The sequence below is a fragment of the Arthrobacter sp. zg-Y877 genome, assembly GCF_030373105.1.
In the GTDB taxonomy this organism is placed as follows: domain Bacteria; phylum Actinomycetota; class Actinomycetes; order Actinomycetales; family Micrococcaceae; genus Arthrobacter_B.
Genome location: NZ_JAUCPU010000003.1, coordinates 85392 through 110144, shown reverse-complemented (window position 1 = coordinate 110144; position 24753 = coordinate 85392). Strand labels below are relative to the sequence as shown.

Genomic DNA, 24753 nt, shown 5'->3' with positions numbered 1-24753 from the left:
ACTATGACCCCGCAGCCCTATAACGCCGCACCGCTCTTCGACACTGTCCTCGTCGCGAACCGCGGTGAAATCGCCTGCCGCGTGATCCGCACCCTGCGGGCGCTGGGGATCCGTTCGGTGGCCGTCTACAGCGACGACGACGCCGGTGCCCGCCATGTGCGTGAGGCCGACGTCGCGGTCCGGCTCGGCCCGGCGCCGGCGCGGCAGAGCTACCTGTCCGTGGACGCCGTCCTGGCCGCCTGCCGCAGCACCGGAGCGCAGGCAGTGCACCCCGGATACGGCTTCCTGAGCGAAAACGCGGATTTCGCCTCCGCCCTGGCGGACGCCGGGATCACCTTCATCGGCCCGCCCGTAGGCTCGCTCGAGCTGATGGGGGACAAGATCTCCGCCAAGAACCATGTGAAGGCCCACGGGGTGCCGGTGGTCCCGGGCATTGCGGAACCGGGCCTGGACGATGCCCGGCTGCGGGAGGCAGCGGCCGGCGTCGGCTATCCCCTCCTGATCAAACCGTCGGCCGGCGGCGGCGGAAAAGGCATGCAGGCAGTGCTGGCGCCCGAGGACCTGCCGGCGGCACTGCAGACCGCCCGGCGGGTCGCGGCCTCGGCCTTCGGCGACGACACGCTGTTCCTGGAGCGGCTGATTGCCTCACCCCGGCATATCGAGGTGCAGATCCTCGCGGACACGCACGGGAACGTGATCCATCTGGGGGAGCGGGAGTGCTCCCTGCAGCGCAGGCACCAGAAGGTCATCGAGGAAGCACCCTCGGTGCTGCTGGACGCCGCCACCCGGGAACGCATCGGCGAGGCCGCCTGCAACGCCGCCCGGTCCGTGGACTACACCGGCGCCGGCACCGTGGAGTTCCTGGTCTCCGACGCCGCTCCCGACGAGTTCTTCTTTATGGAGATGAACACCCGCCTCCAGGTGGAACACCCGGTCACCGAAATGGTCACGGGAGTGGACCTGGTCGCCGAGCAGGTCCGGATTGCCGCCGGGCATCCGCTGTCCCTCAAGCAGGAGGACGTGGTCCTCACTGGGCATGCGGTGGAAGCCCGGATCTACGCCGAGGACCCGCAGCGGGACTTCCTGCCGACATCGGGGTCCGTGCAGTGGCTGCGGGAACCCGACGGCGAGGGCATCCGCGTGGACTCCTCGCTGCTGCCCGGGCTGGCCGTCTCCTCGAGCTATGACCCGATGCTGGCCAAGGTGATTGCCTGGGGCCCGGACCGCGCCGCCGCGCTGGCCCGCCTGGACACCGCGCTCGCGGATACAGCCGTGCTGGGCATCGGAACCAACGTGGAATACCTACGACTGCTGCTGGCCGATCCCGATGTGAGGGCCGGACGGCTGGACACCACCCTGATCGAACGGCGGCTGCCCGGGCTCAAGTTCCGGTCCCCGCAGCTGCCCGAGTTCGCCGCCGCCGCGCTGCTGTATCTGCAGGGCTTGACCCCGGCAGGCGCGGGTGCGGGCACGGGGTCGCCCTGGCGGCGGGCGGACGGCTGGCGGATCGGCGGCAGCGGCGCCGGCGGTCCGGACGGGCAGGGAAATGCCGGCGGGGCGCCCCTGCACCTGGTGTTCGCCGCCCCAGTACCGGACGGCGACGACGTCAGCGTGAGCGTGACCGGCACTGCCGCACAGGCGACGGTACGGATCGGCGGGACCGTGCACAGGGCGGCCCTGCTGGGCGGAACCGGGACCGCGTCAGAGGCACGCGTACGCCTCACCCTGGACGGCGTCCTGCATTCCTTCACGGCTGCCACCGAACCGGACACCGGTGCCTTCTGGCTGGCAGGTGCGGGCGCCGGGGAACTGTCCACCGTGCGCCTGCGGCTGCGCAGCCGCCGGGAACAGCTGGACCGCTCCACCGCGGCGGCCGGCCGGGAAGCGGGCGAAGCCGACCCGGTGGTGCGCTCGCCGATGCCAGGAACCGTGGTGGCCGTAGCCGTGGCGGACGGTACCCGGGTGCTGGCCGGAGCGCCGCTGCTCAGTGTGGAGGCCATGAAGATGGAACACCAGCTGCGGGCTCCGATGGACGGCATTGTCCATCTCAGCCTGAAACCCGGAGACCTGGTGAAAGCCGACCAGGTCCTGGCAACACTCACACCGGAGCCCGCATCCGGCACCACAGTCCCCGCCGACCCGCACACCGACCCGCACACCGAGCAAGGAGCAGACCATGCCCGACTTTGAACTCAGCGAGGAATACCAGGATCTCTCCGACACGGTGCGCGACTTCGCCGACGAGGTCATTGCCCCCGTGTCCGCCCAGCACGACGCGGAACACAGCTTCCCGTACAAGGTGATCTCCCAGATGGGGGAGATGGGACTGTTCGGGCTGCCCTTCCCGGAGGAGTACGGCGGAATGGGCGGGGACTACTTCGCCCTCGCGCTCGCACTCGAGCAGATTGCCCGTGTGGACCAGTCCGTGGCCATCACCCTGGAAGCCGGGGTGTCCTTGGGCGCCATGCCCATCTACCGGTTCGGCAACGAAGAGCAGAAGCAGCAGTGGCTGCCCCTGCTGGCCAGCGGTGAAGCGCTCGCCGGGTTCGGCCTCACCGAACGCGAGGCAGGTTCCGACGCCGGCGGCACCAAGACCACCGCCCGGCTCGAGGACGGGCAGTGGGTGATCAACGGCAGCAAGGAGTTCATCACCAACTCCGGCACGGACATCACCCGCCTGGTGACGGTCACCGCCGTCACGGATACCGTCACGGAACCGGACGGTTCGGTGCGGAAGCTGATCTCGACCATCCTGGTGCCTACCGAAACCCCGGGCTTCACGGCCGAAAAACCGTACAACAAGGTGGGGTGGAATGCCTCCGACACCCATCCGCTGACGCTCACCGACGTCCGGGTGCCCGAAGCCAACCTGCTGGGTGCCCGCGGCCGGGGCTTCGCGAACTTCCTCCAGATCCTGGACGAGGGCCGCATCGCCATCGCGGCCCTGGCCACCGGTGCCGCGCAGGGGTGCGTGGATGAGTCCCTGCGCTACGCCAAGGAACGCGAGGCCTTCGGAGCGGCCATCGGCACCTACCAGTCCATCTCCTTCAAAATCGCGCGCATGCAGGCCCGGGCGCACACCGCCCGGCTGGCTTATTACGACGCCGCCGCCCGCATGCTGGCCGGCCGCCCGTTCAAGACGCAGGCCGCCATCGCCAAGATGGTGGCCGGGGAGGCAGCCATGGACAACGCCCGCGACGCCACGCAGATCTTCGGCGGCTATGGCTTCATCAACGAGTTCCCCGTGGCCCGCCACTACCGCGATTCCAAGATCCTCGAAATCGGCGAGGGCACTACTGAGGTGCAGCTGATGCTGATTGCCCGCAGTATGGGCCTGTGACAGGAGACAGCCATGGACCTCACTGAGCAGGAACGGACAATGCCATGATCAACAAGGTGTACCCCGATGCAGCCGCCGCCGTCGCCGACATCCCGGACGGCGCGTCCCTGGCTGTGGGCGGCTTCGGACTCTGCGGCATCCCGGTGGTGCTGATCGACGCGCTGCATAACGCCGGCACCACCGGTCTGGAGACCGTGAGCAACAACTGCGGCGTGGATGACTGGGGCCTGGGCCGGCTGCTCGCCGACCACCGGATCCGGCGCACCACCAGCTCCTACGTGGGCGAGAACAAGGAATTCGCCCGCCAGTTCCTGGCCGGGGAGCTGGAAGTGGTCCTTACCCCCCAGGGCACCCTCGCCGAGAAGCTGCGCGCCGGCGGCGCCGGCATCCCCGCGTTCTACACCCCTGCCGGAGTGGGCACCCAGGTGTCCGACGGCGGCCTGCCGCAGAAATACGACGCCGAGGGTGGCGTGGCACTGGCCTCCGCACCGAAGGAGGTCCGCAGCTTCGGCGGCGCGGACTACGTGCTGGAGGAATCCCTGACGCCGGACTTCGCCCTGGTCCATGCCGCCAAGGGGGACCGGCACGGCAACCTGGTGTTCCACGCCGCCGCCATGAACTTCAACCCGCTCTGCGCCATGGCTGGCCGGATCACCGTTGCCGAGGTCGAGGAGCTGGTGGAACCCGGGGAGCTGGACCCCGAGCACATCCACGTTCCGGGAATCTTCGTGCAGCGGGTGGTCCTGGCCGCCGCCGGCGAGAAGCGCATTGAAAAGCGGACGGTCACGGCCGCCGCAGACAACACCAATGGAAGTAAGGAGGGCTGACATGGCACTGTCCCGCCAGGAACTGGCCGCCCGGGTCGCCCGGGAACTGCATGACGGCCAATACGTGAACCTGGGCATCGGCATGCCCACCCTGATTCCCAACTACATCCCCGAGGGGGTGGAAGTGGTGCTGCACTCCGAAAACGGCATCCTCGGCGTCGGGCCGTATCCCACCGAAGAGCAGCTGGATCCGGACCTGATCAATGCCGGTAAGGAAACCGTCACCGTGAACAGCGGTGCCTCCTTCTTCGACTCCGGCGCCTCCTTCGGCATGGTGCGCGGCGGGCATGTGGATGTTGCCGTTCTGGGCGCCATGGAAGTGGCGGCGAACGGCGACCTGGCCAACTGGATGGTGCCCGGGAAGATGGTCAAGGGCATGGGTGGAGCCATGGACCTGGTGTTCGGTGCCAAACGCGTAATCGTGATGATGGAACACCTCGACCGGACGGGCCAGCCCAAGATCGTGCGCGAATGTTCCCTGCCGCTGACCGGAAAGGGATGCGTGGACCTGATCGTCACCGACCTGGCCGTGATCGAGGTGGGGCCGGAGGGGCTGGTGCTTCGCGAGACCGCCCCCGGCGTCAGCGTCGAGGAAGTGGTTGCGGGCACCGGTGCGCCGCTGGAGGTTTCCCTTGACGTATGAGGAGCCCGACGCCGGCACGGAGGAAGTGGCGATGGCGCCCCGGGTCGTTGAGCAGCGCGGCCTCTGGTACGAGGAGTTCGAACCGGGGACCATTTACCGGCACCGGCCCGGCCGTACCGTCACCGAGGCGGACAACGTCCTGTTTACCACCCTGACCATGAACACCCAGGGACTGCACTTGGATGCCGCCTACAGTGCTGCCCAGCCCTTTGGCCGGCGGCTGGTGAACTCCATGTTTACGCTGGCCACCATGGTGGGCCAGTCGGTGGGGCAGCTGACGCAGGGCACCCTGGTGGCGCAGCTGGGGCTGGGGGAGATCAGCTTCCCGCATCCGCTCTTCCACGGGGACACCCTGTATACCGAAACCGAAGTGGTGGATAAGCGGCTCTCGTCCTCCCGGCCAGGCCAGGGGATTGTGACGCTTGCCCACACGGGCCGGAACCAAAGTGGTGAGATCGTGGGGCGGTGCACCCGGACGGCCCTGATGTGGACGGCCGGGGGATACGAAGCGCAGGAGGCAGGTGCAGGCACGCGGTAGGTTGGATATTCGTCAGCGCAACCGGAAATACCGAGGAGTCTCACCATGACCACCTTCCCCATGGGACCAGCACTGCTTTTCTGCCCGGGGGACCGGCCGGAACGCTTCGGCAAGGCTGCCGAGCGGGCAGACGCGGTCATCCTGGACCTCGAAGATGCCGTGGCTCCGCGGGACAAGGAAGCTGCCCGGAAGAACCTCATCGCCGCGGACCTGGACCCGGAACGCACCATCGTCCGGGTCAACCCCCTCGGGACCGAAGACTTCGAGCGGGACCTCGCCGCCCTGTACCAGACCCCGTACCGCACCGTGATGCTGGCCAAGACGGAGGACGGACCCGCCGTCGCCCGGGCGCTCGCAGGTTTCACCGTCGTCGCACTGCTCGAGACGGCACTGGGTGTTGTGCGGGCGGTGGACATTGCTGCCACCGAAAATGTTGCAGCACTCATGTGGGGCGCCGAGGACCTGCTGGCGTCGCTGGGCGGGGAATCCAGCCGCCACCAGGACGGCAGCTACCGCAGCGTTGCCATGCACGCCCGGTCCACGGTGCTGCTGGCCGCCGGTGCCTTCGGCAAGGGCGCCATCGACTCGATCTACGGCAACATCCCCGATATCGAGGGATTGGAGGAGGAAGCGCGCGACGCCGTCGCCTCCGGTTTCGCAGCGAAGGCCTGCATCCATCCGGGCCAGGTCGCTGCCGTCCGTGGCGCCTACGCGCCGGACCCCGCCGACGTGACGTATGCCGAACAGGTGCTGGCCGAGGCGCGAAACCACGGGGGAGTGTTTAACTTCCGCGGACAGATGATCGACGGTCCGCTGCTGAAGCAGGCCGAGCAGACGCTGCGCCGGGCGCAGGGCTGAAACTGCCGGTGACGGCCGCTACGCTGTCATCATGCGCATAGTCATAGCGGGAGCCCACGGAAGAATCGCACGCGAACTGGGCCGCCTGCTGGCGGCCGACGGCAACGATGTTGCCGGCCTGATCCGCAATCCCGACCACGCGGCGGACCTGGAAGCGGACGGCGTCGCACCCGTGGTGCTGGACCTTGAAAACAGCACCCTCGAGGACGTGATCCAGGTCCTCACCGGTGCCGCCGCCGCCGTGTTCGCCGCCGGGGCCGGGCCGGGCAGCGGGGCGGCCCGCAAGGACACCGTGGACCGGGCCGCTGCCGTACTGCTGGCCGACGCCGCCGAGCAGGCCGGCGCCGGGCGCTTCCTGCAGGTCTCCTCGGGTGGCCTGGACGCCGTGCGCGGAGGGTCCCGCCCCGACGGAATGGACGAGGTGATGTACGCCTACCTCGTCGCCAAACTGGCCGCCGAAGAGGACCTGATGGCCCGCAGCCAGCTGGACTGGACCATCCTCCGCCCGGGCATCCTGACCAACGACGCCCCCTCGGGACTGGTGGAGCTGGCTCCGGCAGTGGACCGCGGGCCCATCCCACGCGCCGACGTCGCCGCCGTCCTGGCCGAGCTGCTCCGGACCGGCAGCGGGGTGCATCAGGCGCTGGGCGTGATCTCCGGGGACACTCCCGTTGCCGAGGCCGTCCAGGCCCTGCAGACCGCGGGCTAGGCTGCCGTTCCCTGCCGCACGGTTTCCCCGGCAATGCCGAAGCGAGCCCGGCTGCGGGATACTGGAGGCATGCAGCCTCCAGTATCGATCTCCTCCGACCACGACTACGTCCGTTCCCGCCGACCGGGCTCGGACCACCTGCCCCGCCGCGTGGTCCTGCTCGGTTCCACCGGGTCGATCGGAACGCAGGCCATCGACGTGGCCGACGGCGCCCCGGAACGGTTCCGCATCGTGGCACTGGCCGCCGGCGGATCCAACCTGGAGCTCCTGGCCCAGCAGGCCGTCCACACGCGGGCCGAAGCGGTCGGCTGCGCCGCCGTCGACCTGCCCACCCTGCACCGGCACATCTCTGACGCTGCAGCCGCAGCGGGGATCACCGGATATGCCCCGGAGCTGTTTGTTGGAAAGTCGGCAGCGACCGCTATTGCGGGGTGGACCGAAGCCGACGTGGTCCTCAACGGCATCACCGGGTCGATCGGACTCGAACCCACGCTGGCTGCCTTGGCTGCCGGACACCTGCTGGCCCTGGCGAACAAGGAATCCCTGATCGTCGGCGGGGAGCTGGTGAAGCGTGCCGCTGCCCCCGGGCAGCTGGTTCCCGTGGATTCGGAGCATTCCGCGCTGGCACAGGCGCTGCGCTCCGGAACCCACGCCGAAGTGGACCGCTTGGTGGTCACGGCTTCCGGCGGCCCGTTCCGTGGACGGAAGCGCTCCGAACTGGCCGATGTCACGCCCAAGCAGGCGCTGGCCCACCCGACCTGGAACATGGGCCGGGTGATCACCACCAACTCGGCCAGCATGGTCAACAAGGCGCTCGAAGTCATCGAGGCGCATCTGCTCTTCGACATCCCGCTGGACCGGATCGACGTCGTCGTCCATCCGCAGTCCATGGTGCATTCCATGGTGCAGTTCGTTGACGGCTCCACGATTGCCCAGGTCTCCCCGCCGGACATGCGCCTGCCCATCGCCCTGGGGATGGGCTGGCCGCACCGTGTGCCGGGCGCTGCGCAGGCCTGCGACTGGACACAGCCCACCGAGTGGACTTTTGAACCGCTGGACGGGGAAGCCTTCCCCGCTGTGGCCCTCGCCAAGCGGGCGGCTGCCGCCGGAGGCACGAATATGGCGGTCTACAACGCGGCCAACGAGGAAGCCGTGGACGCCTTCCACGACGGGTTGATCGGATTCACAGACATCGTTGATACGATCGCGGCCGTACTTGAGGAAGCCCCGGACTCGGGGCCGCTCACGCTGGAATCGCTGCTGGCCGCGGAGGCCTGGGCACGTGCCGCTGCGCGGAAGCGTTGTGGAAGATGACAAACCCCGCAGCCGCAGTTGAACTGAAGGAAACCCGTTGACCATTCTGCTATTCATCCTTGGCGTGCTGTTCGTGGCGGTGGGCATTGCTGCCTCCATCGCCCTGCACGAAGTGGGCCACCTGCTGCCGGCCAAGGCCTTCAAGGTCCGGGTCACCCAGTACATGATCGGTTTCGGCCCCACCGTCTTCTCCCGGACCCGGGGCGAGACCGAATACGGGTTCAAGGCGCTGCCCCTGGGCGGGTACGTCTCCATGGTCGGGATGTTCCCGCCCAACAAGCAGCACGACGGCGAGGTGCGGCGCTCCAGCACCGGAATGTTCCAGCAGCTCGCCACCGAAGCCCGGCAGGCCGAGACGGACCGCCTGGTCGAGGGCGACGAGAACCGGGTCTTCTACAAGCTTCCCGTCTACAAGCGCATCATCATCATGCTTGGCGGGCCGTTTATGAACCTGCTGATCGGCGTCGTGCTCTTCGCCGTCCTGCTGATGGGCTTCGGCACCGCGCAGACCAGCACCACGCTGTCCGAGGTCAACAAGTGCGTGATCACCGCCGAGCAGCAGGCGGCCACCGGCCAGACCGACTGCACGGAGGCCGATCCCGCTGCTCCCGCGTACGAAGCCGGCCTGCTTCCCGGGGACACCATCACGAAGTTCGACGGCCGGGACGTCACGTCCTGGGAAGAGCTGACGGCCTGGATCCGTGAGGCGGCCGGGCAGAGCGTTCCGCTTACGTACGAACGGGACGGCGTCGAGACCCAGACCACCATCACGCCGCTGCTCACCGAACGTCCGGTGCTGGACGACGACGGTGCCGCCAAGACCGACGACGACGGCAACTACCTCACGCAGGAAGTGGGGTTCATCGGCGTCGGCGCGGAGCAGGAACTGGTGCGCCAGCCGGCCGGCGCCGTCCTGCCCACAGTGGGGGAGAACCTGGCCAACATTGCCGGAGTGGTGATCAACCTTCCCCAGCGCGTGGTGGACGTGGCGCAGGCAGCGTTCTCCTCCGAACCCCGCGACCCGAACGGTCCCATGAGCGTGGTGGGTGTGGGCCGCATTGCCGGGGAAATTTCGTCCCAGGAAGTCATCCCGGTTGAGTCCCGGGTGGCGACGCTTATCGGCCTGGTGGCCAGCGTGAACCTGGCGCTGTTTGTCTTCAACCTGATTCCCCTGCTGCCCCTGGACGGCGGCCACGTGGCCGGTGCCCTGTGGGAGGGGCTGCGCCGCGGCGTGGCAAAGCTGTTCCACCGTCCGGACCCGGGGCCCTTCGACATGGCGAAACTGCTCCCGCTGACGTATGCCGTGGCGGTGCTGCTGATGGGGATGGGTGCGCTGCTGATCTACGCGGACATCGTGAAGCCGGTCAGCCTATTCAACTAGGTTTACCTGTGCTCCGGCCCGCCGGGGGCCCCGCTCCGGCGCCCGGAACGGCGGCAACGAAATCCCTTGCTCGCAGAGCTCGCCGGGATATTAAAGTCGCCTAACCCGGGCGCCTGCACGGTTCCAGGGGCTCCGGCGCCCGGAATGGGGCCGAACTGGGAAGAATCGACCGGTTTGGGAAATCCCTGCACTGCGCAGCGGAGGCTTTTTCCCAAACCGTACGGTTTGTCCCGAACCGGAGGGATTCGGGATGCGGGCGCCCGGCTTTTCCCTCCGTTTTGTCCGGACCCCTGCGGTTTGGGTAGATCCCTGCGATGCGCGGCGGAGGGATTGCCACAAACTGCAGGGATTACCTCAAACCGGAGGGGTGCGGGGCTCGGAGGGGGAGTCGCATCCTTCAAAAGCCGGCATGGCAGACTGGCAGGCATGATTCCCGGGGGAGAGGCAGAAACAACCACCTTTCGTACCGTCATGCCGGTGCGGTACCGGCTGATCGTGGGGCTGTTGGGCTTCGTAGCCACTGGCGGGACCGTCCTTGCCACTATCGGAGCTGGACCGGCACCGTTCGTAGTTGGCCTGCTGATGGCCTTGGCGTTCAGCGCCGTCGTCTTGATGACCGCTCGTGTCAGGGTGGGACCTAAAAACGTGCAGATCCGAGTGGCGGCAGTGTTTGCCACGGAGATTCCCTACCGGGAGATCAGGGGGGTCTCAGTAGGACCGGTGACGGGGCTGCGCGAGGGTATGGGGCTCCGGATCCTTCCCGGGGCCACCGGCTACCTGGTGGGCGGACCATCGATTCGGATCGAATGCGGTCCGATCGCCGTGCTGGTGTCCTGCCGCGAACCGGAACGACTCCTGTCCAGCCTGGCCCGACAGGGCGTGCCCACGGCATAGGGCTCGGGTGTTCAGCCGGACCCAAGATCCCCCAAATCCCGGTCCCGCCGGCGTCCCGTCCCAGCTCGATCTCATGCTGGCCCGCGTCCGCTGAACAGCAGAGGGTCCCACGGATTGGGGCTGGAGGGTACTGGGGGGACCACATTGGTCTCACCAGCACCACCGGCTGGGACGCTGTGCACCACTCTGGCTGGGATGCTGTCTGACTGGGACACACCGGCCGCATCAGCCACACCAGCTCCACCAGCCTGGCCCGCTTGCGGCCCAAGCCCCGGGTACGCGACCTCCACCAGCCCTGCCCGCTTGCGGCCCAAGCCCCGGGTACGTCAGCTTCACCAGCCTGGCCCGACAGGGCGTGCCCACGGCATAGGCATCCCAGGCCCCAGCCACACCGGCCCTCGCCGCTTGCTGCCCAAGCCCCGGGTCCCCGGTTGCAAATAGAATTGAACCCATAAAAAGTTGCAACTCAGTTTGCATACGTTTACGGTTGCAACATGTTCGTCCTCACCATAGACCAGCGCAACAGCCAGGGCAGCGGAGACCAGGTTCCGCAGCTGCTGGACGCCCTCGCAGGCCTCCCCATGCTCCTGGCCTTCGAACGGTCGGTGGGAGATGAAATCCAGGGTGTCTGTACCTCCGCGGAAACCGTTACCGACGCCGTGCTCCAAGTCCTTCGGGACGGGAACTGGTACGTGGGCGTCGGCGTCGGCGCAGTCCATGAACCCCTCCCGGGTAGTCCCCGCGAAGCAGGAGGCCCCGCATTCGTTGCGGCCCGGCAGGCGGTGGAGCGGGCCAAGAAAAGCGGCGACCGGCCACCTGTAGCCGTGGAGGGATCACCAGGCGCCCCCGAAGCCGAAGCGGTGCTGATCCTGCTCGGACGCCTGATCGCGGAACGGACAGCAGCCGAATGGCGGATCCTGCAACACGTCGAACCCGGCAAATGGGGTGCCCAGACGGCCGCCGCCCGTAAGCTCGGCATCAGTTCCCAAGCCGTGAGCAAAGCGGCCCGGCGGGCCGGCTGGCAGGAGGAATGGGCTGCCCGGCCGGCGGCGGCGGTGTTGCTGGAGCGCGCGGATGCCCTGGCACGCAGCCCCGCAGACAGCACGGCCAACTCCTCAACGAAGGACGGATAAATGACGATTGTCTGGGTCGTGACCGGGCTGCTGGCCGCAGGGTTCCTCGGCTGGCCCGTGACCTACGGCGTCCTCCGCCTGGCCCGCGCCGTCGAGCAACCGCGCCCGGCGCCCGAACCCAACGCCATCCTGCGCGGCGGCCTGGCCATCGGGGTGCTGGAACGCCTGGCGGTGGCGGCCGCCGTCCTCGCCGATGAACCGGTGGCCATCGCCTACGTCGTGGCGGTGAAAGGCCTGGGCCGCTATGCCGAGCTCAAAGAAACACCGGCAGCCGCCGAACGGTTCATTATCGGCACCCTGGCGTCCATGCTCTGGGCTGTAGCGGTCGCCGTTCCCATCCGTCTGTACCTGCTCTAAACCGCCGTCCGACCGGCCATAGTCCGGGCATCCCGTAGGCTTGGGGACATGAGTATTTTCGCAGTTGAGTATGTCTACGACGCCGATTCGGCCGATCTCCGCGACCAGCACCGCCCTGCACACCGCCAGTGGCTGCAGCAGCTCGTGGACGAGGGGCACGTCCTTTCGGCAGGCGCATTCGTAGACGGCGCGGGGGCTCTGCTCCTGTTCGTCGCAGAGGATGAAACCGGTCTGCTGGCTCTGCTGAAGCAGGACCCGTTCGCCGTCGTCGGCGCCATCTCCGGCATGAAGACCACAGCCTGGAAGCCGGCCCTCGGAGCGTTCTCCGACCTGGCGTAACCATACGTTCTAAGCCCAGAGTGATATTGGCCCGCCCCCGGCAGTCTCTGCCCGGGCCGGGGTGATAATAGGAAGGGCGCGTTTCATGCGCGCGTTTCACAGCCTAATACCTGCCGTTTCGGCACATGGAGGACGTTTTGACCTCGGTCAACCTTGGAATGCCAGCAGCACCGCCACCCACCCTCGCGCCGCGGCGCAAGACCCGCCAGATCAAGGTGGGCTCGGTCGGTGTCGGATCCGATTCCCCGATCAGCGTCCAGTCCATGACGACGACGCCCACCACTGACATCAATGCGACCCTGCAGCAGATCGCCGAGCTGACGGCGTCGGGCTGCGACATTGTCCGTGTGGCCTGCCCCAGTGCCGACGACGCCGCCGCGCTGCCGATCATTGCCAAGAAGTCGCAGATCCCCGTGATCGCCGACATCCACTTCCAGCCGAAGTATGTCTTCGCCGCCATCGAAGCCGGCTGCGCCGCGGTCCGGGTGAACCCGGGCAACATCCGCAAGTTCGACGACCAGGTCAAGGAAATCGCACAGGTCGCCAAGGACCACGGCACCTCCATCCGCATCGGCGTTAATGCCGGTTCCCTGGACCCGCGCCTGCTGGCCAAGTACGGCAAGGCAACCCCTGAAGCACTGGTCGAATCCGCCGTCTGGGAAGCGTCCCTCTTCGAGGAACACGACTTCCACGACTTCAAGATCTCGGTCAAGCACAACGACCCCGTGGTGATGGTGCGCGCCTACGAACTGCTGGCCGAACGCGGCGACTGGCCGCTGCACCTGGGCGTGACCGAAGCCGGCCCCGCGTTCCAGGGCACCATCAAGTCCGCCACCGCCTTCGGCGCCCTGCTGTCCAAGGGCATCGGCGACACCATCCGGGTTTCCCTCTCCGCTCCTCCCGTGGAGGAGATCAAGGTGGGCAACCAGATCCTGCAGTCGCTGAACCTGCGCCCGCGCAAGCTCGAGATTGTCTCCTGCCCGTCCTGCGGCCGTGCCCAGGTGGACGTCTACACCCTGGCCGAGCAGGTCACCGCAGGCCTCGAAGGCATGACCATCCCGCTGCGCGTTGCCGTCATGGGCTGCGTAGTAAACGGACCCGGTGAAGCACGCGAGGCGGACCTGGGTGTAGCCTCCGGTAACGGCAAGGGCCAGATCTTTGTCAAGGGCGAAGTCATCAAGACCGTCCCTGAGGACCAGATCGTTGAAACACTCATCGAAGAAGCGATGAGGATCGCAGAAGATATGGGAGAACCCGATGGCGAGGATGCTGGGACGGGTGGCCCCATGGTTACCGTCAGCTAAGCCTGATATCCGCAGCGCCGCCTCCGGTGCGGCGCTGCGGATCCTACGCGACGAGGACACCGTTGCGCTCTGGGACCTGGCCGCGGCCGACCCGGTGGCGAACATCTTTATGCTCTCCCATCTGGAATCGGCGCGCACGGCCGCGCCCACCTCCTCGGGCGGACGCGTGGTGGGAGTGTTCGACGGCGGCACGCTGGTTGGCGCCTGCTGGGCCGGAGTGAATGTGGTGCCCATCGGTCTTGACGCAGACACCGGCCCGGAGGTCGGGCAGTATCTGGCCCGGTCACGGAACCGGTTCTCCTCGATTTTCGGCCCCGCCGACGCTGTGCTCTCCCTTTGGTCCGAGCTCCGGTCCGTCTCCCCGCAGCCCTTCGACGTCCGGCCCGAGCAGCCCCTGCTGCAGATGGCGGCCCCGTCGCTGGTGGCCCCCGCACCCGGACTGCGTCCCGCACACCCAAACGAGCTCGACGTACTGCTGCCCGCCTGCACTGCCATGTTCGAGGAAGAAGTGGGCTACTCACCGGTGGCCAACGGGGACCGGCACTACCGGCAGCGGGTGAAGGGACTGATCGAACGCCGCCAGTCACTGGTGGACTTCGACGCCGCCGGGCGGGTGGTCTTCAAGGCCGAACTCGGCACGGTCTCCAGCCAGGCCGCCCAGGTCCAGGGTGTCTGGATGAACCCCGAATACCGCGGACAGGGGCTGAGCGCCGCCTACATGTCCGCCGTCGTCGGCGCTGCACTGGACGTCGCCCCGGTAGTGAGCCTGTACGTGAACGCCTACAACTCGGCAGCCCGCGCCACTTACGACGCCGTCGGCTTCGAGCAGGTGGGCACCTTCGCCACCATCCTGTTCTAGCCCGGCAGCTGTCCACCCGGCCCGGAGCAGTGCCTGGACCGGCCGTGCAGTGACCGGGCCGGTCCCGCCGTCGTCCTACGCCTGTCCGGCATCGGCGGGCGCACGCGCTAGATTAGTAGGGCATACATTCTTGACGGATGCAGCCGCGTGGCTGCAGAAACGGATTCCCAGCGTGGTCCTTCGACTTTCCACCCTTTTCCTGCGCACCCTGCGCGAAGACCCGGCCGACGCCGACGTCGCCAGCCACCGGCTCCTGGTCCGCGCCGGCTATATCCGCCGCGCCGCACCGGGCATCTACTCCTGGCTCCCGCTGGGCCTGCGGGTGCTGGGGAAGGTGGAGACCATCATCCGCGAGGAGATGGAAGCCATCGGCGCGCAGGAAGTGCATTTCCCCGCACTGCTGCCGCGCGAGCCCTACGAGACCTCCAACCGCTGGACGGAATACGGCGAGAACCTGTTCCGCCTGCAGGACCGCAAGGGTGCGGACTACCTGCTGGCACCGACCCACGAGGAAATGTTCACCCTCCTGGTCAAGGACCTCTACAACTCCTACAAGGACCTTCCGGTGTCCCTGTTCCAGATCCAGACCAAGTACCGCGACGAGGCACGGCCGCGCGCCGGGCTGCTCCGCGGCCGCGAATTCATCATGAAGGATTCCTACTCCTTCGACATGGATGACGAAGGCCTGGACGCCAGCTACCAGGCGCACCGTGAAGCCTACCTGCGGATCTTCGAGCGCCTGGGCCTGGAGATCGTCGTCGTCTCGGCCGTCTCCGGAGCCATGGGTGGCTCCAAGAGCGAAGAGTTCCTGCACCCGATGGCGGTTGGCGAGGACACCTACGTGCGCTCCGCCGGCGGCTACGCGGCCAACGTCGAAGCCGTCACCACCGTGGTTCCGGCCGACGTCGATTACTCCGGTGCCCCGGCCGCCCGTGTGGTGGACACCCCGGATACCCCCACCATCGACACACTGGTGAATGACGTCAACGCCCGCTTCCCGCGGGAGTCCGGCGAGTGGTCAGCTGCGGACACCCTGAAGAACGTGGTCCTGGCCGTCACCCTGCCCACCGGCGAACGCCGCATCGTCGTGGTCGGCGTGCCGGGGGACCGCGCCGTGGACCTCAAGCGCATCGAAGCCAACATCAGCTCCCACGTGGGTATGGGCGGCGAGCTGGCCGTCGACGCCGCCACGGACGAGGACCTCAAGAAGCACCCGGGCCTGGTCAAGGGCTACATCGGCCCGGGCATGGACCCGGCCGAGCCCGTGCTGGGCACCGAGTCCGCCACGGGCCTGCTGTACCTCGTGGACCCCCGCGTCGTCAGCGGCACCAGCTGGATCACCGGCGCCAACGAGCCCGGCAAACACGTCATCGGACTCGTTGCCGGCCGTGATTTCACCTGGGACGGCACCATCGAGGCCGTAGAGGTGCGTGAGGGCGACGAAGCACCGGACGGCTCCGGTCCGCTCGAAGCTGCCCGCGGCATCGAAATGGGCCACATCTTCCAGCTCGGCCGCAAGTACGCCGACGCCCTGGGCCTGAAGGTCCTGGACCGCAACGGCAAGCTGGCCACCGTGACCATGGGGTCCTACGGCGTCGGGGTGACCCGTGCGGTGGCAGCCCTGGCCGAGTCCCACCATGACGACAAGGGCCTGACCTGGCCCCGCGCGGTCGCCCCGGCCGACGTGCACGTGGTCGCAACGGGCCGCGGCGAGGAAATCTTCGAGGCGGCTGCGAAGCTCGCCGAAGAGCTCGAGGCTGCGGGACTGGAAGTCATCTATGACGACCGGCCCAAGGTGTCCCCGGGCGTGAAGTTCGGCGACGCCGAGCTCATCGGCGTTCCGACCATCCTGGTGGTCGGGCGCGGCCTGGCCGACGGCGTCGTGGAAATCAAGGACCGCGCCACCGGGAACGCCGAGAACGTTCCCGTCGCCGAAGCGGTGGAGTACGTGCGCCGCGCCGCCGCGCAGTAACCTCCGGTGGTCTCGGGTCTCGAGGACGTCACGTTTGCCACCATCGCCCTTGTGGTGGTGGCAGGCCTGGCGGCCGGCTGGGTGGATGCGGTGGTTGGCGGCGGCGGGCTGATCCAGCTCCCCGCCCTCCTGCTGGTGCCCGGCATCAGCCCGGTGCAGGCGCTGGCGACCAACAAAATGGGTTCCATCTTCGGGACCACCACCAGTGCCGTGACCTACTACCGGCGGGCCCATCCGGACCTGAAAACGGCGCTCCCCATGGCCGGCGTTGCCCTGGCGGGAAGCTTCGGCGGCGCCGTCCTGGCGGCGTCGCTGCCGTCGTCGGTCTTTAAACCCATCATCGTGGCGGCCCTCGTGGCCGTAGCCGTCTTCACCGCCACCAAACCAACGGTGGGTGAGCTGACGAAGCTGCGCCATACCGGTGGCCGCCACTACGGCACCGCTGCAGGCATCGGCCTGCTGATCGGTTTCTACGACGGCCTGATCGGCCCGGGCACGGGCTCCTTCCTGATCATCGCGATGGTCACCCTGCTCGGATATAACTTCCTCGCGGCCAGTGCCAAGGCCAAGATCGTGAACATGGCAACCAACCTCGGTGCCCTGGCCTTTTTCCTTCCCCACGGCTCGCTGCTCTGGGGCCTGGGCCTGGTGCTCGGCTTCGCCAACATGATCGGCGGCTATCTCGGTGCGCGGATGGCGGTTCGGCAGGGCAGCAAATTCATCCGGGCGGTTTTCCTGGTGGTCGTTGGCGCCCTGATCATCAAGCTCGGCCACGACGTGTGGGTGGAGAACATCCGGGGCTAGGCCGCCGGCAGCTCCTGGACCGGGGGAATCCCCGGGTGCCTGCGGCCGGCCAACGCTGACGCCACCCACACGGAGCGCTGCGCATCTCCGTGCCGCCCCTCGCGCACGTAATCCAGGGCGTTCGCCACCTCCCGCAGGATGCTCCAGTCCAGGGCGGCTTGCCGGTCCAGTCCCGCAGCGGAGCAGAGTGCGTCCAGCCGGGCGAGGAGTGCCTCTTCCGGCGCCTGGATGCCAAGATCCTGCAGCCGGTTCCACAGCATCGGAGCCACGGCGTACTCGGCCTCGCCAAAGACCGCCTGCGGATCGATGGCCACGTACCCGCCGGGCTCTCCCGGACGGGCCAGGACATTTGCGTAGTGCAGGTCCGCGTGCACCAGGACATCCCGGACGGACCGCCGGCCCACCGCGCCGCGCGTCTGGCAAACCTGCAGCGCCGCCTCCAGCAGCCAGCGTTCAAACGGCTGCCCCAACTCCTCCCACACCGCCGGCAGTTCATCCGAGAGCTGTTCGGCCTGCTCGGCGAGGGAGGGGACGGCAGCCCAGTGGGGTGAGTCGGATTCGGGCACACTCAGCCGGCGCACCAGGGACCCCCAGATCCGCACGGCATCCGCCATCTCCACGTCCAGCAGTGTCCGGTCCGGATCCAGCCGCTCCAGGACCAGGCAGGTTCCGGCGGCATCGCGGTCGAGGAGCCGCACGGCCGCGTTCCCGTTCCACAGGGCCAGGGCCGCCGCCTCGGTGACCGCCTCCGGATGCGGAAAAGGGAACTTCAACACGGCCGGCGTACCGTCCGCTGCCCGGACGGGCAGGACCAGTGCCCCGTGCCCGTGCCAAGGCGCCGCGCCGGGCGGATCCGGAACCAGCTGGAAATCCGCCAGGGAGCTTTCGACCAGGCCGGGCAGTTCCGCCAGCCATGTCCGGCCGTCCCTGCTGACGAGGTAGCGCCGGCGCAGGGCGTCAGGGACGACGACGGCGGGTGCCATGCGCTTCCTCCTTAGCGGTCGGGATGTGCGGACTACAGCGGGTGGAGCCGGGGACGGCTGGGCCGGGGGACCGGCAGGCGAATGGTCAGTTCCACGGCAGGTTCTCCGGAACGGCATCCAGCCCCGGTGTTGCGGGGACAGTGTCCGCCTGCAGGTACAGGTCCTCCGAGACGTCGGCGAGCCGGGCAATCGCCCAGCCGCGGAGGTTGCCGTCGGACAACGCCACGAGGTCAGCGTAGACCGCCGGAAACTGCTGTTCCAGTGCGGGCAGGGCATCGGCCGGATTCCGAAGGAAACCTGCATCAAGCCGGTAGGCAGCCACCGGGGCGATGGCGGGCAGGCACAGCTCGGCCAGGTAAGCGACGGCATCCGTTCCGGAGGATTCGTGCGCAGCGGCACGTTCACGCCACTGTTCACCGCGTTCCGCCGCGGAAGGAGCCTGCGCGAAGGCGACCTCGTACGCGTAAGCGGCCCCGAACTCCGCGTCGATGGCGGCCGTGAGGGCGTCGGCCGCGCCGGGTGCCGCAGTGCCTGAGCCACTGCTTCCGTCTCCGTCCGGCGCCGGCTGCGTGCTGCCGGACCCGGGCTCCGGACGTTGCGCGTCCGGGCACGCGGACGCGTCCGGGCCGGCGCCGGTCCCGGACGGTTCCGTGTCCGCAGCCGGGGATCCGCCGTCAGTGCCGGGGAACTCCTCATCCGGCAGCGCCAGGCCATAACGGTTGGCGTTCCGGGTGGCCCACACCTGCTGTGCGGCGCCGGTTGCGGCAAGCAGCCGTGCCGTGCCGGCGTCGGCCCGCCAGGCGGCCTGCAGGTTGGCCTGCGCCGAAGCGGCCAGGGCCTGCACGTAATGGTCCAGGTTCCGTCGGTCCGGCCCTGTTCCAGCTGCGGCAGTTCCGGAACCGGTGCCGTCCGTGCCGGCGCCGCCGGGGACGCGCAGCGGCTCCTCGGAGCTCCTGCGGGTCGGCACGGCGGCAGGATGGCGTCCTAGGCCGGTCAGGAGGGCTGCCTGGCTGCGCAGGCCCTCGGCCTGGGCCGTGAACTCCGCGGCCCCGCCGTTTCCTCCCTGGACGGCCAGCACGCGCGCCTCTGCCGCCAGCTTCCCGGCGTCGGCCTGCGCCTGGGTCAGGGCCAGGTCGGAGAAGGTCCGGGTGGAGTCCGCGGCATCACCGGTTCCGGCTACCAGGCCGAAACTGAGGACCACTGCTCCCAGTGCGAGAAACAACACAAGACGCCGGACGCGGGCACCCCAGCGGCCCCGGCCGCGGGCGCGGCCGGGCTCGGCTCCGGGGTTCTCCAAAGGCGCATCCACAACTGTCGATAATGCCACGAACGCGCTCCCATCTGCATCGATGCCTCAAGGGCCGCGGAATGTCGGTAGTCTAGGACTACAACAACATCTAGTGGGAGGCAGCTATGGCGGTTCGGCCCAACCCCAAAAAAGACACGTCGTCGGATTACCGCAGGAATGCGATGCGTGCAGAAGTGGCCGCGGAAACACAGCGGCTGAAGAGTTACCTGGCCCCCACGGTAGAGATGCAGGATTTGTTCCTCGAGGACATCGAGATCAAGATGGCCGGCGCCCACCGCACCGTCCACGTCATTGTGGACCTTCCCGAGGGCGAGTCCGGAGGCGTGAGCCTGGACCGGATTTCAGCCGCGGCGCAGGTCATTTCCGAGGCGATGGATAACGATCCCGGCGACGACGGACGCCCGTACAACCTCGAAGTCTCGTCCCCCGGCGTGTCCCGTCCCCTCACCGAGCCGCGCCACTGGCGCCGCAATACCGGCCGGATGGTCTCGGTTTCCGTGGAGCGCGGAGACGACGTCATGGGACGGCTCGTTTCCGTCGAGGACGACGGCATTACGTTGATACCGGAAATCCCGGTCAAGAAGGGGATGAAGGCGAAGCAGGGGGACCAGGTCCACCTGCCGTTCGCGGACATCCGCAAGGGGCGCGTGGAAGTTGAATTCGCCCACCTTGAAGACGACCCGGCAGGCGATGACGCCCCGGATGATGAAACCACAGCTGAGGAGGCCTAGATGGAAATAGATATGAGTGCGCTGAGGCTGCTGGAACGCGAACGGGAGATCCCGCTGGATCTGCTCGTCCCGACCATTGAGCAGGCCCTGCTGGTTGCGTACCACAAGACCAACGGCGCCCAGGACCAGGCACGGGCGGAACTGGACCGGAAGACCGGCCACGTGACCATCTGGGCTGCCGAGCTCGACGACGACGGCGCCACCGTGGGGGAGTTCGACGACACCCCCGCAGGTTTCGGCCGGATCGCCGCCAGCACGGCACGGCAGATCATCTTGCAGCGCCTGCGCGACGTTGAGGATGACAACATCCTCGGCGAATTCAAGGGCCGTGAAGGCGAACTGGTCTCGGGCCAGATCCAGCAGGGGAACAACCCCCACATGATCCAGGTGAACCTCGGTTCGGTGGAGGCACTGCTGCCCCCGCCCGAGCAGGTCCCGGGAGAGAAGTACACCCACGGATCCCGCCTCCGGGCCTTCGTCGTCGACGTACGGCGCGGCTTCAAGGGCCCGTCCATCACCCTCTCACGGTCCCACCCGGGTCTGGTCCGTAAGCTCTTCGAACTGGAAGTTCCGGAAATCGCCGACGGCAGCGTGGAGATCGTGGCGCTGGCACGCGAAGCCGGACACCGGTCCAAGATTGCCGTCAAGGCCAACATTCCGGGCATCAACGCCAAGGGAGCCTGCATCGGTGAAATGGGTTCGCGTGTCCGTGCCGTCATGAACGAGCTGCACGACGAGAAGATCGACATTGTCGACTTCAGCGAGGATCCGGCGACCTTCATCGCCAACTCCCTCTCGCCGTCGCGCGTGAACTCCGTGACCATCACCGACGAGGACCTGCGTTCCGCCCGGGTCGTTGTTCCCGACTACCAGCTTTCCCTGGCGATCGGCAAGGAAGGCCAGAACGCCCGGCTCGCCGCAAAGCTCACCGGCTGGCGGATCGACATCGTTTCCGACGCGAAGGCCTCCTAGGCTCCGGTGCCGGAAGCGGATGCGGCGCCGAACGAGAAAGGCGCTAGAATGTATAAGGCCGGGTCACCCTCCGCCTCCCATACAACGGCAGCCGCTTCCGGCGCCGCTCCGGGAAATCGGGTATCCAGGCACGTTCCGCAACGAACGTGCATAGGGTGCAGGAAAAAGGATGACCAAGCTGTTCTGCTGCGGCTGGTCCGTGTCAGCATGGAAGGCGGCAACGCCGTCCATGTGGACGAGGACCGCCGAATGCCGGGAAGAGGTGCTTGGTTGCACCCCGACACGGCATGCCTGAGATTGGCAGTGAAACGTTCGGGTTTTCCGCGGGCCTTCAGGGGTGCCGCGGAAATAACGGACGTTGAACGTTGGTTCAAGGCCCTTGAGGACGTTCCGACCGGGAACGGACTCAAAACCGTCCAACCTGAAAGCGGGTCAGAAATCTGATGGAAACCCGATGAGTACCCAGCGATGAGTACTTTGTTGTGCTCTGTGATGGGCCCCGCTGCAACTGCAGTGGAAGCCCGCAGTAAATAGACGGTTCGTACCTGGCTCGGTGCGGACCGAGACAGGAGAAATGTGGCCAAGGTCCGCGTACACGAGCTTGCTAAAGAGCTCGGCATTACCTCGAAGGATGCAGTTGCAAAACTGCAGGAACTGGGCGAATTCGTCCGTTCCGCCTCATCAACTATTGAGGCCCCGGTAGTCAAGAAACTTCGGGGCGCCTTCCCGGCGTCCGAGAACAAGGCCGCCCCGGCGGCCCCCGCGAAGGCCGACGCTCCGGCGTCGCAGCCCGCACCATCATCCCCCAAGCCCGGCTCGAAGAAGCCTGCTCCGGCAGCACCCGAGGCTGAGCAGCCGGCACCGGCAGCGTCCGCTCCCGCAGAGGCCGCTCCGGCGGCACCTGCCCAGGAAGCACCGGCAGCTCCCGCCGCTCCGGCAGCTCCGGCTCCCGCAGCAGCCGAGACAGGTACGGAAGACGCCGCCAAGGCATCTTCGGCACCCCGTCCCGGTGCTCCGCGGCCCGCTGCAGGCGGCCCCCGCCCGGGCAACAACCCGTTTGCACCTTCCCAGGGCATGCCGCGTCCGCGTGGCCGCGGCGACGGCGAGCGGGGAGCCGGGGCACCCCGTCCCGGCAACAACCCGTTTGCACCCTCGCAGGGCATGCCGCGTCCGGGTGGACGCCGCGATGAGGCCGAGCGTCCCGCAGCAGGCGCGGGCGGCCCCCGCCCCGCAGCCGGTGCAGGTGGACCCCGTCCCGGCGCACCGCGTCCGGGCGCTCCCCGCCCCGGTGCAGCACGTCCCGGCGCAGCAGCACGTCCGGGCGCACCGCGTCCGGCAGGAGCCGGTGCCGGCGGCACCCGCCCCACACCGGGCATGATGCCCAACCGCACCGAACGTCCGGCAGCCCCGGGCCGTCCGGGTGCCGGTGGCGGACCCCGCCGTGGACCGGGCGGAGCCCCGGGTACCGGCGGCGGCGGCGCACCTGTAGGCGGCGGCTTCGGCAAGGGCGGCCGCGGACGCGGCGGCACTGCCGGTGCTTTCGGCAAGGGCGGCGCAGGCCGCGGCAAGCAGCGCAAGTCGAAGCGGGCAAAGCGGCAGGAACTGGAGCAGATGTCGGCTCCGTCGCTGGGTGGCGTTTCGGTACCCCGCGGCGACGGCAACACTGTTGTCCGTCTGCGCCGCGGCGCGTCCATCACGGACTTTGCCGACAAGATCGAGGCAAACCCGGCCGCACTGGTCACCGTGCTGTTCCACCTTGGTGAAATGGCAACGGCCACGCAGTCCCTGGACGAGGAGACCTTCGGTGTCCTCGGCACGGAGCTGGGTTACAAGATCCAGGTTGTCTCGCCGGAAGACGAAGAGCGCGAACTGCTGAGCACGTTCGACATCGACTTCGAGGCGGAACTGGAAGCCGAAGGCGACGACGACCTCGAGGCACGTCCTCCGGTAGTCACCGTTATGGGCCACGTCGACCACGGTAAGACCCGCCTGCTGGACGCCATCCGCAACTCGAACGTTGTCGAAGGCGAACACGGCGGTATTACCCAGCACATCGGTGCCTACCAGATCGATTTCGATCACGAGGGCATCGAGCGCGCCGTCACCTTCATCGATACTCCGGGCCACGAGGCGTTCACCGCCATGCGTGCCCGTGGTGCGAAGGTCACCGACATTGCGGTCCTGGTTGTCGCAGCCGACGACGGCGTTATGCCGCAGACGGTGGAAGCGCTCAACCACGCACAGGCAGCCAATGTGCCGATCGTTGTGGCAGTGAACAAGATCGATAAGGAAGGCGCCAACCCGGAGAAGGTCCGCGGCCAGCTGACCGAGTACGGTCTGGTTCCCGAAGAATACGGTGGCGACACCATGTTCGTTGAGGTTTCGGCACGCCAGAACCTCAACATCGACGCACTGCTCGAGGCCGTACTGCTTACCGCAGACGCTGCCCTGGACATGCGCGCCAACCCGAACAAGGACGCCCGCGGTATCGCTATCGAAGCCAACCTGGATAAGGGCCGCGGTGCAGTTGCCACTGTGCTGGTCCAGTCCGGAACGCTGAAGGTCGGCGACACGATCGTGGCGGGAACGGCCCACGGCCGCGTCCGTGCCATGTTCGACGAGAACGGCGACACCGTCACCGAAGCCGGACCGTCGCGTCCGGTCCAGGTGCTCGGCCTGTCCAACGTTCCCCGTGCCGGCGATACGTTCTTCGTGACCGATGACGAGCGCACCGCCCGCCAGATCGCTGAAAAGCGTGAGGCTGCGGACCGCAACGCCGCCTTGGCCAAGCGCCGCAAGCGCATCAGCCTTGAGGACTTCGACCAGGCTGTTGCTGACGGCAAGGTCGACACCCTTAACCTCATCCTCAAGGGTGACGTTTCCGGTGCCGTCGAAGCCCTGGAAGACTCGCTGCTCAAGATCGACGTCGGCGAAGGCGTGCAGCTGCGCGTCATCCACCGCGGCGTCGGTGCCATCACGCAGAACGACGTCAACCTGGCGACGGTGGACAACGCCGTCATCATCGGCTTCAACGTCAAGCCGGCCGAGCGCGTTGCCGACCTGGCAGAGCGTGAAGGCGTGGACATGCGCTTCTACTCCGTCATCTACGCAGCAATTGATGACATTGAGCTTGCACTCAAGGGCATGCTCAAGCCCGAGTACGAAGAGGTCCAGCTCGGCACCGCCGAGGTCCGCGAAGTCTTCCGCTCCTCCAAGTTCGGAAACATCGCCGGCTCGATCGTCCGCTCCGGTGTCATCCGACGCAACGCCAAGGCACGGGTCACCCGTGACGGCAAGGTCATCGGCGACAACCTCACCGTTGAGTCGCTCAAGCGGTTCAAGGACGACGCCACCGAGGTCCGTACGGACTTCGAGTGCGGTATCGGCCTGGGCTCGTTCAACGACGTCAACCAGGGCGACATCATCGAGACCTTCGAAATGCGCGAGAAGCCGCGCGTCTAATCCGTGGCCCGGGCCGCCGGTTCC

At 67.7% G+C, this 24753-nt stretch carries 23 protein-coding genes; 21 read left to right on the top strand and 2 right to left on the bottom strand.

Going from position 1 to position 24753, the window contains the following annotated elements; genetic code table 11:
- Nucleotides 1-3 precede the first annotated feature (3 nt).
- The 17 genes from QNO03_RS07995 (at nucleotide 4) to QNO03_RS07915 (ending at nucleotide 17272) form a co-directional block, all read left to right on the top strand.
- A complete protein-coding gene (locus QNO03_RS07995; protein ID WP_289602902.1) occupies nucleotides 4-2190 on the top strand; it encodes an acetyl/propionyl/methylcrotonyl-CoA carboxylase subunit alpha in 2187 nt (728 codons plus the stop codon).
- Nucleotides 2177-3340, top strand: coding sequence for an acyl-CoA dehydrogenase family protein (locus tag QNO03_RS07990; RefSeq protein ID WP_229950019.1), 1164 nt, complete (start codon nucleotides 2177-2179; stop codon nucleotides 3338-3340). The genes QNO03_RS07995 and QNO03_RS07990 overlap by 14 nt, the downstream gene beginning before the upstream one ends.
- Nucleotides 3341-3384: 44 nt before the next feature.
- Nucleotides 3385-4167, top strand: a complete 783-nt coding sequence (locus QNO03_RS07985; RefSeq protein WP_289602901.1) for a CoA transferase subunit A — start codon at nucleotides 3385-3387, stop codon at nucleotides 4165-4167.
- A 1-nt stretch (nucleotide 4168) separates the two neighbouring features.
- Nucleotides 4169-4810 carry a CoA transferase subunit B gene (locus QNO03_RS07980; protein ID WP_289602900.1) on the top strand — a complete coding sequence of 214 codons (642 nt, stop codon included), beginning with the start codon at nucleotides 4169-4171 and terminating at the stop codon, nucleotides 4808-4810.
- Nucleotides 4811-4841: 31 nt separating this feature from the next.
- Nucleotides 4842-5348, top strand: coding sequence for a MaoC family dehydratase (locus QNO03_RS07975; RefSeq protein WP_289603249.1), 507 nt, complete (start codon nucleotides 4842-4844; stop codon nucleotides 5346-5348).
- A gap of 45 nt (nucleotides 5349-5393) precedes the next feature.
- Nucleotides 5394-6206 carry an HpcH/HpaI aldolase/citrate lyase family protein gene (locus QNO03_RS07970; protein ID WP_289602899.1) on the top strand — a complete coding sequence of 271 codons (813 nt, stop codon included), beginning with the start codon at nucleotides 5394-5396 and terminating at the stop codon, nucleotides 6204-6206.
- Nucleotides 6207-6237: 31 nt separating this feature from the next.
- Nucleotides 6238-6915: an NAD(P)H-binding protein gene (locus tag QNO03_RS07965; RefSeq protein ID WP_289602898.1), complete on the top strand. Its 678-nt coding sequence runs from the start codon at nucleotides 6238-6240 to the stop codon at nucleotides 6913-6915.
- 69 nt (nucleotides 6916-6984) lie between these two features.
- Entirely contained in the window at nucleotides 6985-8229 is a 1245-nt protein-coding gene (gene dxr / locus QNO03_RS07960; protein ID WP_289602897.1) for a 1-deoxy-D-xylulose-5-phosphate reductoisomerase, read from the top strand.
- A gap of 37 nt (nucleotides 8230-8266) precedes the next feature.
- Nucleotides 8267-9610 (top strand): M50 family metallopeptidase, encoded by a 1344-nt coding sequence (locus tag QNO03_RS07955; protein WP_289602896.1) that lies wholly within the window; start codon nucleotides 8267-8269, stop codon nucleotides 9608-9610.
- A 426-nt stretch (nucleotides 9611-10036) separates the two neighbouring features.
- The gene (locus tag QNO03_RS07950) at nucleotides 10037-10504 is read left to right on the top strand and encodes a hypothetical protein (RefSeq protein WP_289602895.1); all 468 of its coding nucleotides are present in this window, start codon (nucleotides 10037-10039) and stop codon (nucleotides 10502-10504) included.
- 494 nt (nucleotides 10505-10998) lie between these two features.
- Complete coding sequence (locus QNO03_RS07945; protein WP_289602894.1) at nucleotides 10999-11637, top strand: MarR family transcriptional regulator; 639 nt, start codon at nucleotides 10999-11001, stop codon at nucleotides 11635-11637.
- Nucleotides 11638-11994: a hypothetical protein gene (locus QNO03_RS07940; protein ID WP_229950035.1), complete on the top strand. Its 357-nt coding sequence runs from the start codon at nucleotides 11638-11640 to the stop codon at nucleotides 11992-11994. It begins immediately after the preceding gene.
- Between the two features lie 48 nt (nucleotides 11995-12042).
- On the top strand, nucleotides 12043-12333 hold the full coding sequence (locus tag QNO03_RS07935) for a YciI family protein (protein ID WP_229950041.1): 291 nt from the start codon (nucleotides 12043-12045) through the stop codon (nucleotides 12331-12333).
- 137 nt (nucleotides 12334-12470) lie between these two features.
- Nucleotides 12471-13637 (top strand): flavodoxin-dependent (E)-4-hydroxy-3-methylbut-2-enyl-diphosphate synthase, encoded by a 1167-nt coding sequence (gene ispG / locus QNO03_RS07930; protein ID WP_229950043.1) that lies wholly within the window; start codon nucleotides 12471-12473, stop codon nucleotides 13635-13637.
- Nucleotides 13612-14496: a GNAT family N-acetyltransferase gene (locus QNO03_RS07925; protein ID WP_354003890.1), complete on the top strand. Its 885-nt coding sequence runs from the start codon at nucleotides 13612-13614 to the stop codon at nucleotides 14494-14496. The genes ispG and QNO03_RS07925 overlap by 26 nt, the downstream gene beginning before the upstream one ends.
- A 172-nt stretch (nucleotides 14497-14668) precedes the next feature.
- Nucleotides 14669-16468, top strand: a complete 1800-nt coding sequence (locus tag QNO03_RS07920) for a proline--tRNA ligase (protein ID WP_289603247.1) — start codon at nucleotides 14669-14671, stop codon at nucleotides 16466-16468.
- Between the two features lie 6 nt (nucleotides 16469-16474).
- Nucleotides 16475-17272, top strand: coding sequence for a sulfite exporter TauE/SafE family protein (locus QNO03_RS07915; RefSeq protein ID WP_289602893.1), 798 nt, complete (start codon nucleotides 16475-16477; stop codon nucleotides 17270-17272).
- Here the strand turns inward: QNO03_RS07915 and QNO03_RS07910 are convergent.
- A complete protein-coding gene (locus QNO03_RS07910; RefSeq protein ID WP_289602892.1) occupies nucleotides 17269-18255 on the bottom strand; it encodes an aminoglycoside phosphotransferase family protein in 987 nt (328 codons plus the stop codon). The genes QNO03_RS07915 and QNO03_RS07910 overlap by 4 nt on opposite strands.
- An 85-nt stretch (nucleotides 18256-18340) precedes the next feature.
- Complete coding sequence (locus QNO03_RS07905; RefSeq protein ID WP_289602891.1) at nucleotides 18341-19582, bottom strand: DUF4439 domain-containing protein; 1242 nt, start codon at nucleotides 19580-19582, stop codon at nucleotides 18341-18343.
- Between the two features lie 86 nt (nucleotides 19583-19668).
- Between QNO03_RS07905 and rimP the strand changes: the two genes are divergently transcribed.
- The 4 genes from rimP to infB all read left to right on the top strand — a co-directional run bounded on the left by rimP (nucleotide 19669) and on the right by infB (nucleotide 24729).
- Nucleotides 19669-20295 (top strand): ribosome maturation factor RimP, encoded by a 627-nt coding sequence (gene rimP / locus QNO03_RS07900; RefSeq protein WP_502874563.1) that lies wholly within the window; start codon nucleotides 19669-19671, stop codon nucleotides 20293-20295.
- Nucleotides 20296-21267: a transcription termination factor NusA gene (gene nusA / locus QNO03_RS07895; protein ID WP_229950054.1), complete on the top strand. Its 972-nt coding sequence runs from the start codon at nucleotides 20296-20298 to the stop codon at nucleotides 21265-21267.
- A 48-nt stretch (nucleotides 21268-21315) separates the two neighbouring features.
- On the top strand, nucleotides 21316-21711 hold the full coding sequence (locus QNO03_RS07890) for a YlxR family protein (protein ID WP_331460344.1): 396 nt from the start codon (nucleotides 21316-21318) through the stop codon (nucleotides 21709-21711).
- A 132-nt stretch (nucleotides 21712-21843) separates the two neighbouring features.
- On the top strand, nucleotides 21844-24729 hold the full coding sequence (infB, locus tag QNO03_RS07885; RefSeq protein ID WP_289602889.1) for a translation initiation factor IF-2: 2886 nt from the start codon (nucleotides 21844-21846) through the stop codon (nucleotides 24727-24729).
- Nucleotides 24730-24753: the final 24 nt, after the last annotated feature.

What these genes read in the sequence shown, in the direction of transcription:
- QNO03_RS07995 (WP_289602902.1), top strand. Translation starts at nt 4, where the DNA reads ATGACCCCGCAGCCCTATAACGCCGCACCGCTCTTCGACACTGTCCTC.
- QNO03_RS07990 (WP_229950019.1), top strand. Translation starts at nt 2,177, where the DNA reads ATGCCCGACTTTGAACTCAGCGAGGAATACCAGGATCTCTCCGACACG.
- QNO03_RS07985 (WP_289602901.1), top strand. Translation starts at nt 3,385, where the DNA reads ATGATCAACAAGGTGTACCCCGATGCAGCCGCCGCCGTCGCCGACATC.
- QNO03_RS07980 (WP_289602900.1), top strand. Translation starts at nt 4,169, where the DNA reads ATGGCACTGTCCCGCCAGGAACTGGCCGCCCGGGTCGCCCGGGAACTG.
- QNO03_RS07975 (WP_289603249.1), top strand. Translation starts at nt 4,842, where the DNA reads ATGGCGCCCCGGGTCGTTGAGCAGCGCGGCCTCTGGTACGAGGAGTTC.
- QNO03_RS07970 (WP_289602899.1), top strand. Translation starts at nt 5,394, where the DNA reads ATGACCACCTTCCCCATGGGACCAGCACTGCTTTTCTGCCCGGGGGAC.
- QNO03_RS07965 (WP_289602898.1), top strand. Translation starts at nt 6,238, where the DNA reads ATGCGCATAGTCATAGCGGGAGCCCACGGAAGAATCGCACGCGAACTG.
- dxr (WP_289602897.1), top strand. Translation starts at nt 6,985, where the DNA reads ATGCAGCCTCCAGTATCGATCTCCTCCGACCACGACTACGTCCGTTCC.
- QNO03_RS07950 (WP_289602895.1), top strand. Translation starts at nt 10,037, where the DNA reads ATGATTCCCGGGGGAGAGGCAGAAACAACCACCTTTCGTACCGTCATG.
- QNO03_RS07945 (WP_289602894.1), top strand. Translation starts at nt 10,999, where the DNA reads ATGTTCGTCCTCACCATAGACCAGCGCAACAGCCAGGGCAGCGGAGAC.
- QNO03_RS07940 (WP_229950035.1), top strand. Translation starts at nt 11,638, where the DNA reads ATGACGATTGTCTGGGTCGTGACCGGGCTGCTGGCCGCAGGGTTCCTC.
- QNO03_RS07935 (WP_229950041.1), top strand. Translation starts at nt 12,043, where the DNA reads ATGAGTATTTTCGCAGTTGAGTATGTCTACGACGCCGATTCGGCCGAT.
- QNO03_RS07910 (WP_289602892.1), bottom strand. Translation starts at nt 18,255, where the DNA reads ATGGCACCCGCCGTCGTCGTCCCTGACGCCCTGCGCCGGCGCTACCTC.
- rimP (WP_502874563.1), top strand. Translation starts at nt 19,669, where the DNA reads ATGGCGGTTCGGCCCAACCCCAAAAAAGACACGTCGTCGGATTACCGC.
- nusA (WP_229950054.1), top strand. Translation starts at nt 20,296, where the DNA reads ATGGAAATAGATATGAGTGCGCTGAGGCTGCTGGAACGCGAACGGGAG.
- QNO03_RS07890 (WP_331460344.1), top strand. Translation starts at nt 21,316, where the DNA reads ATGTATAAGGCCGGGTCACCCTCCGCCTCCCATACAACGGCAGCCGCT.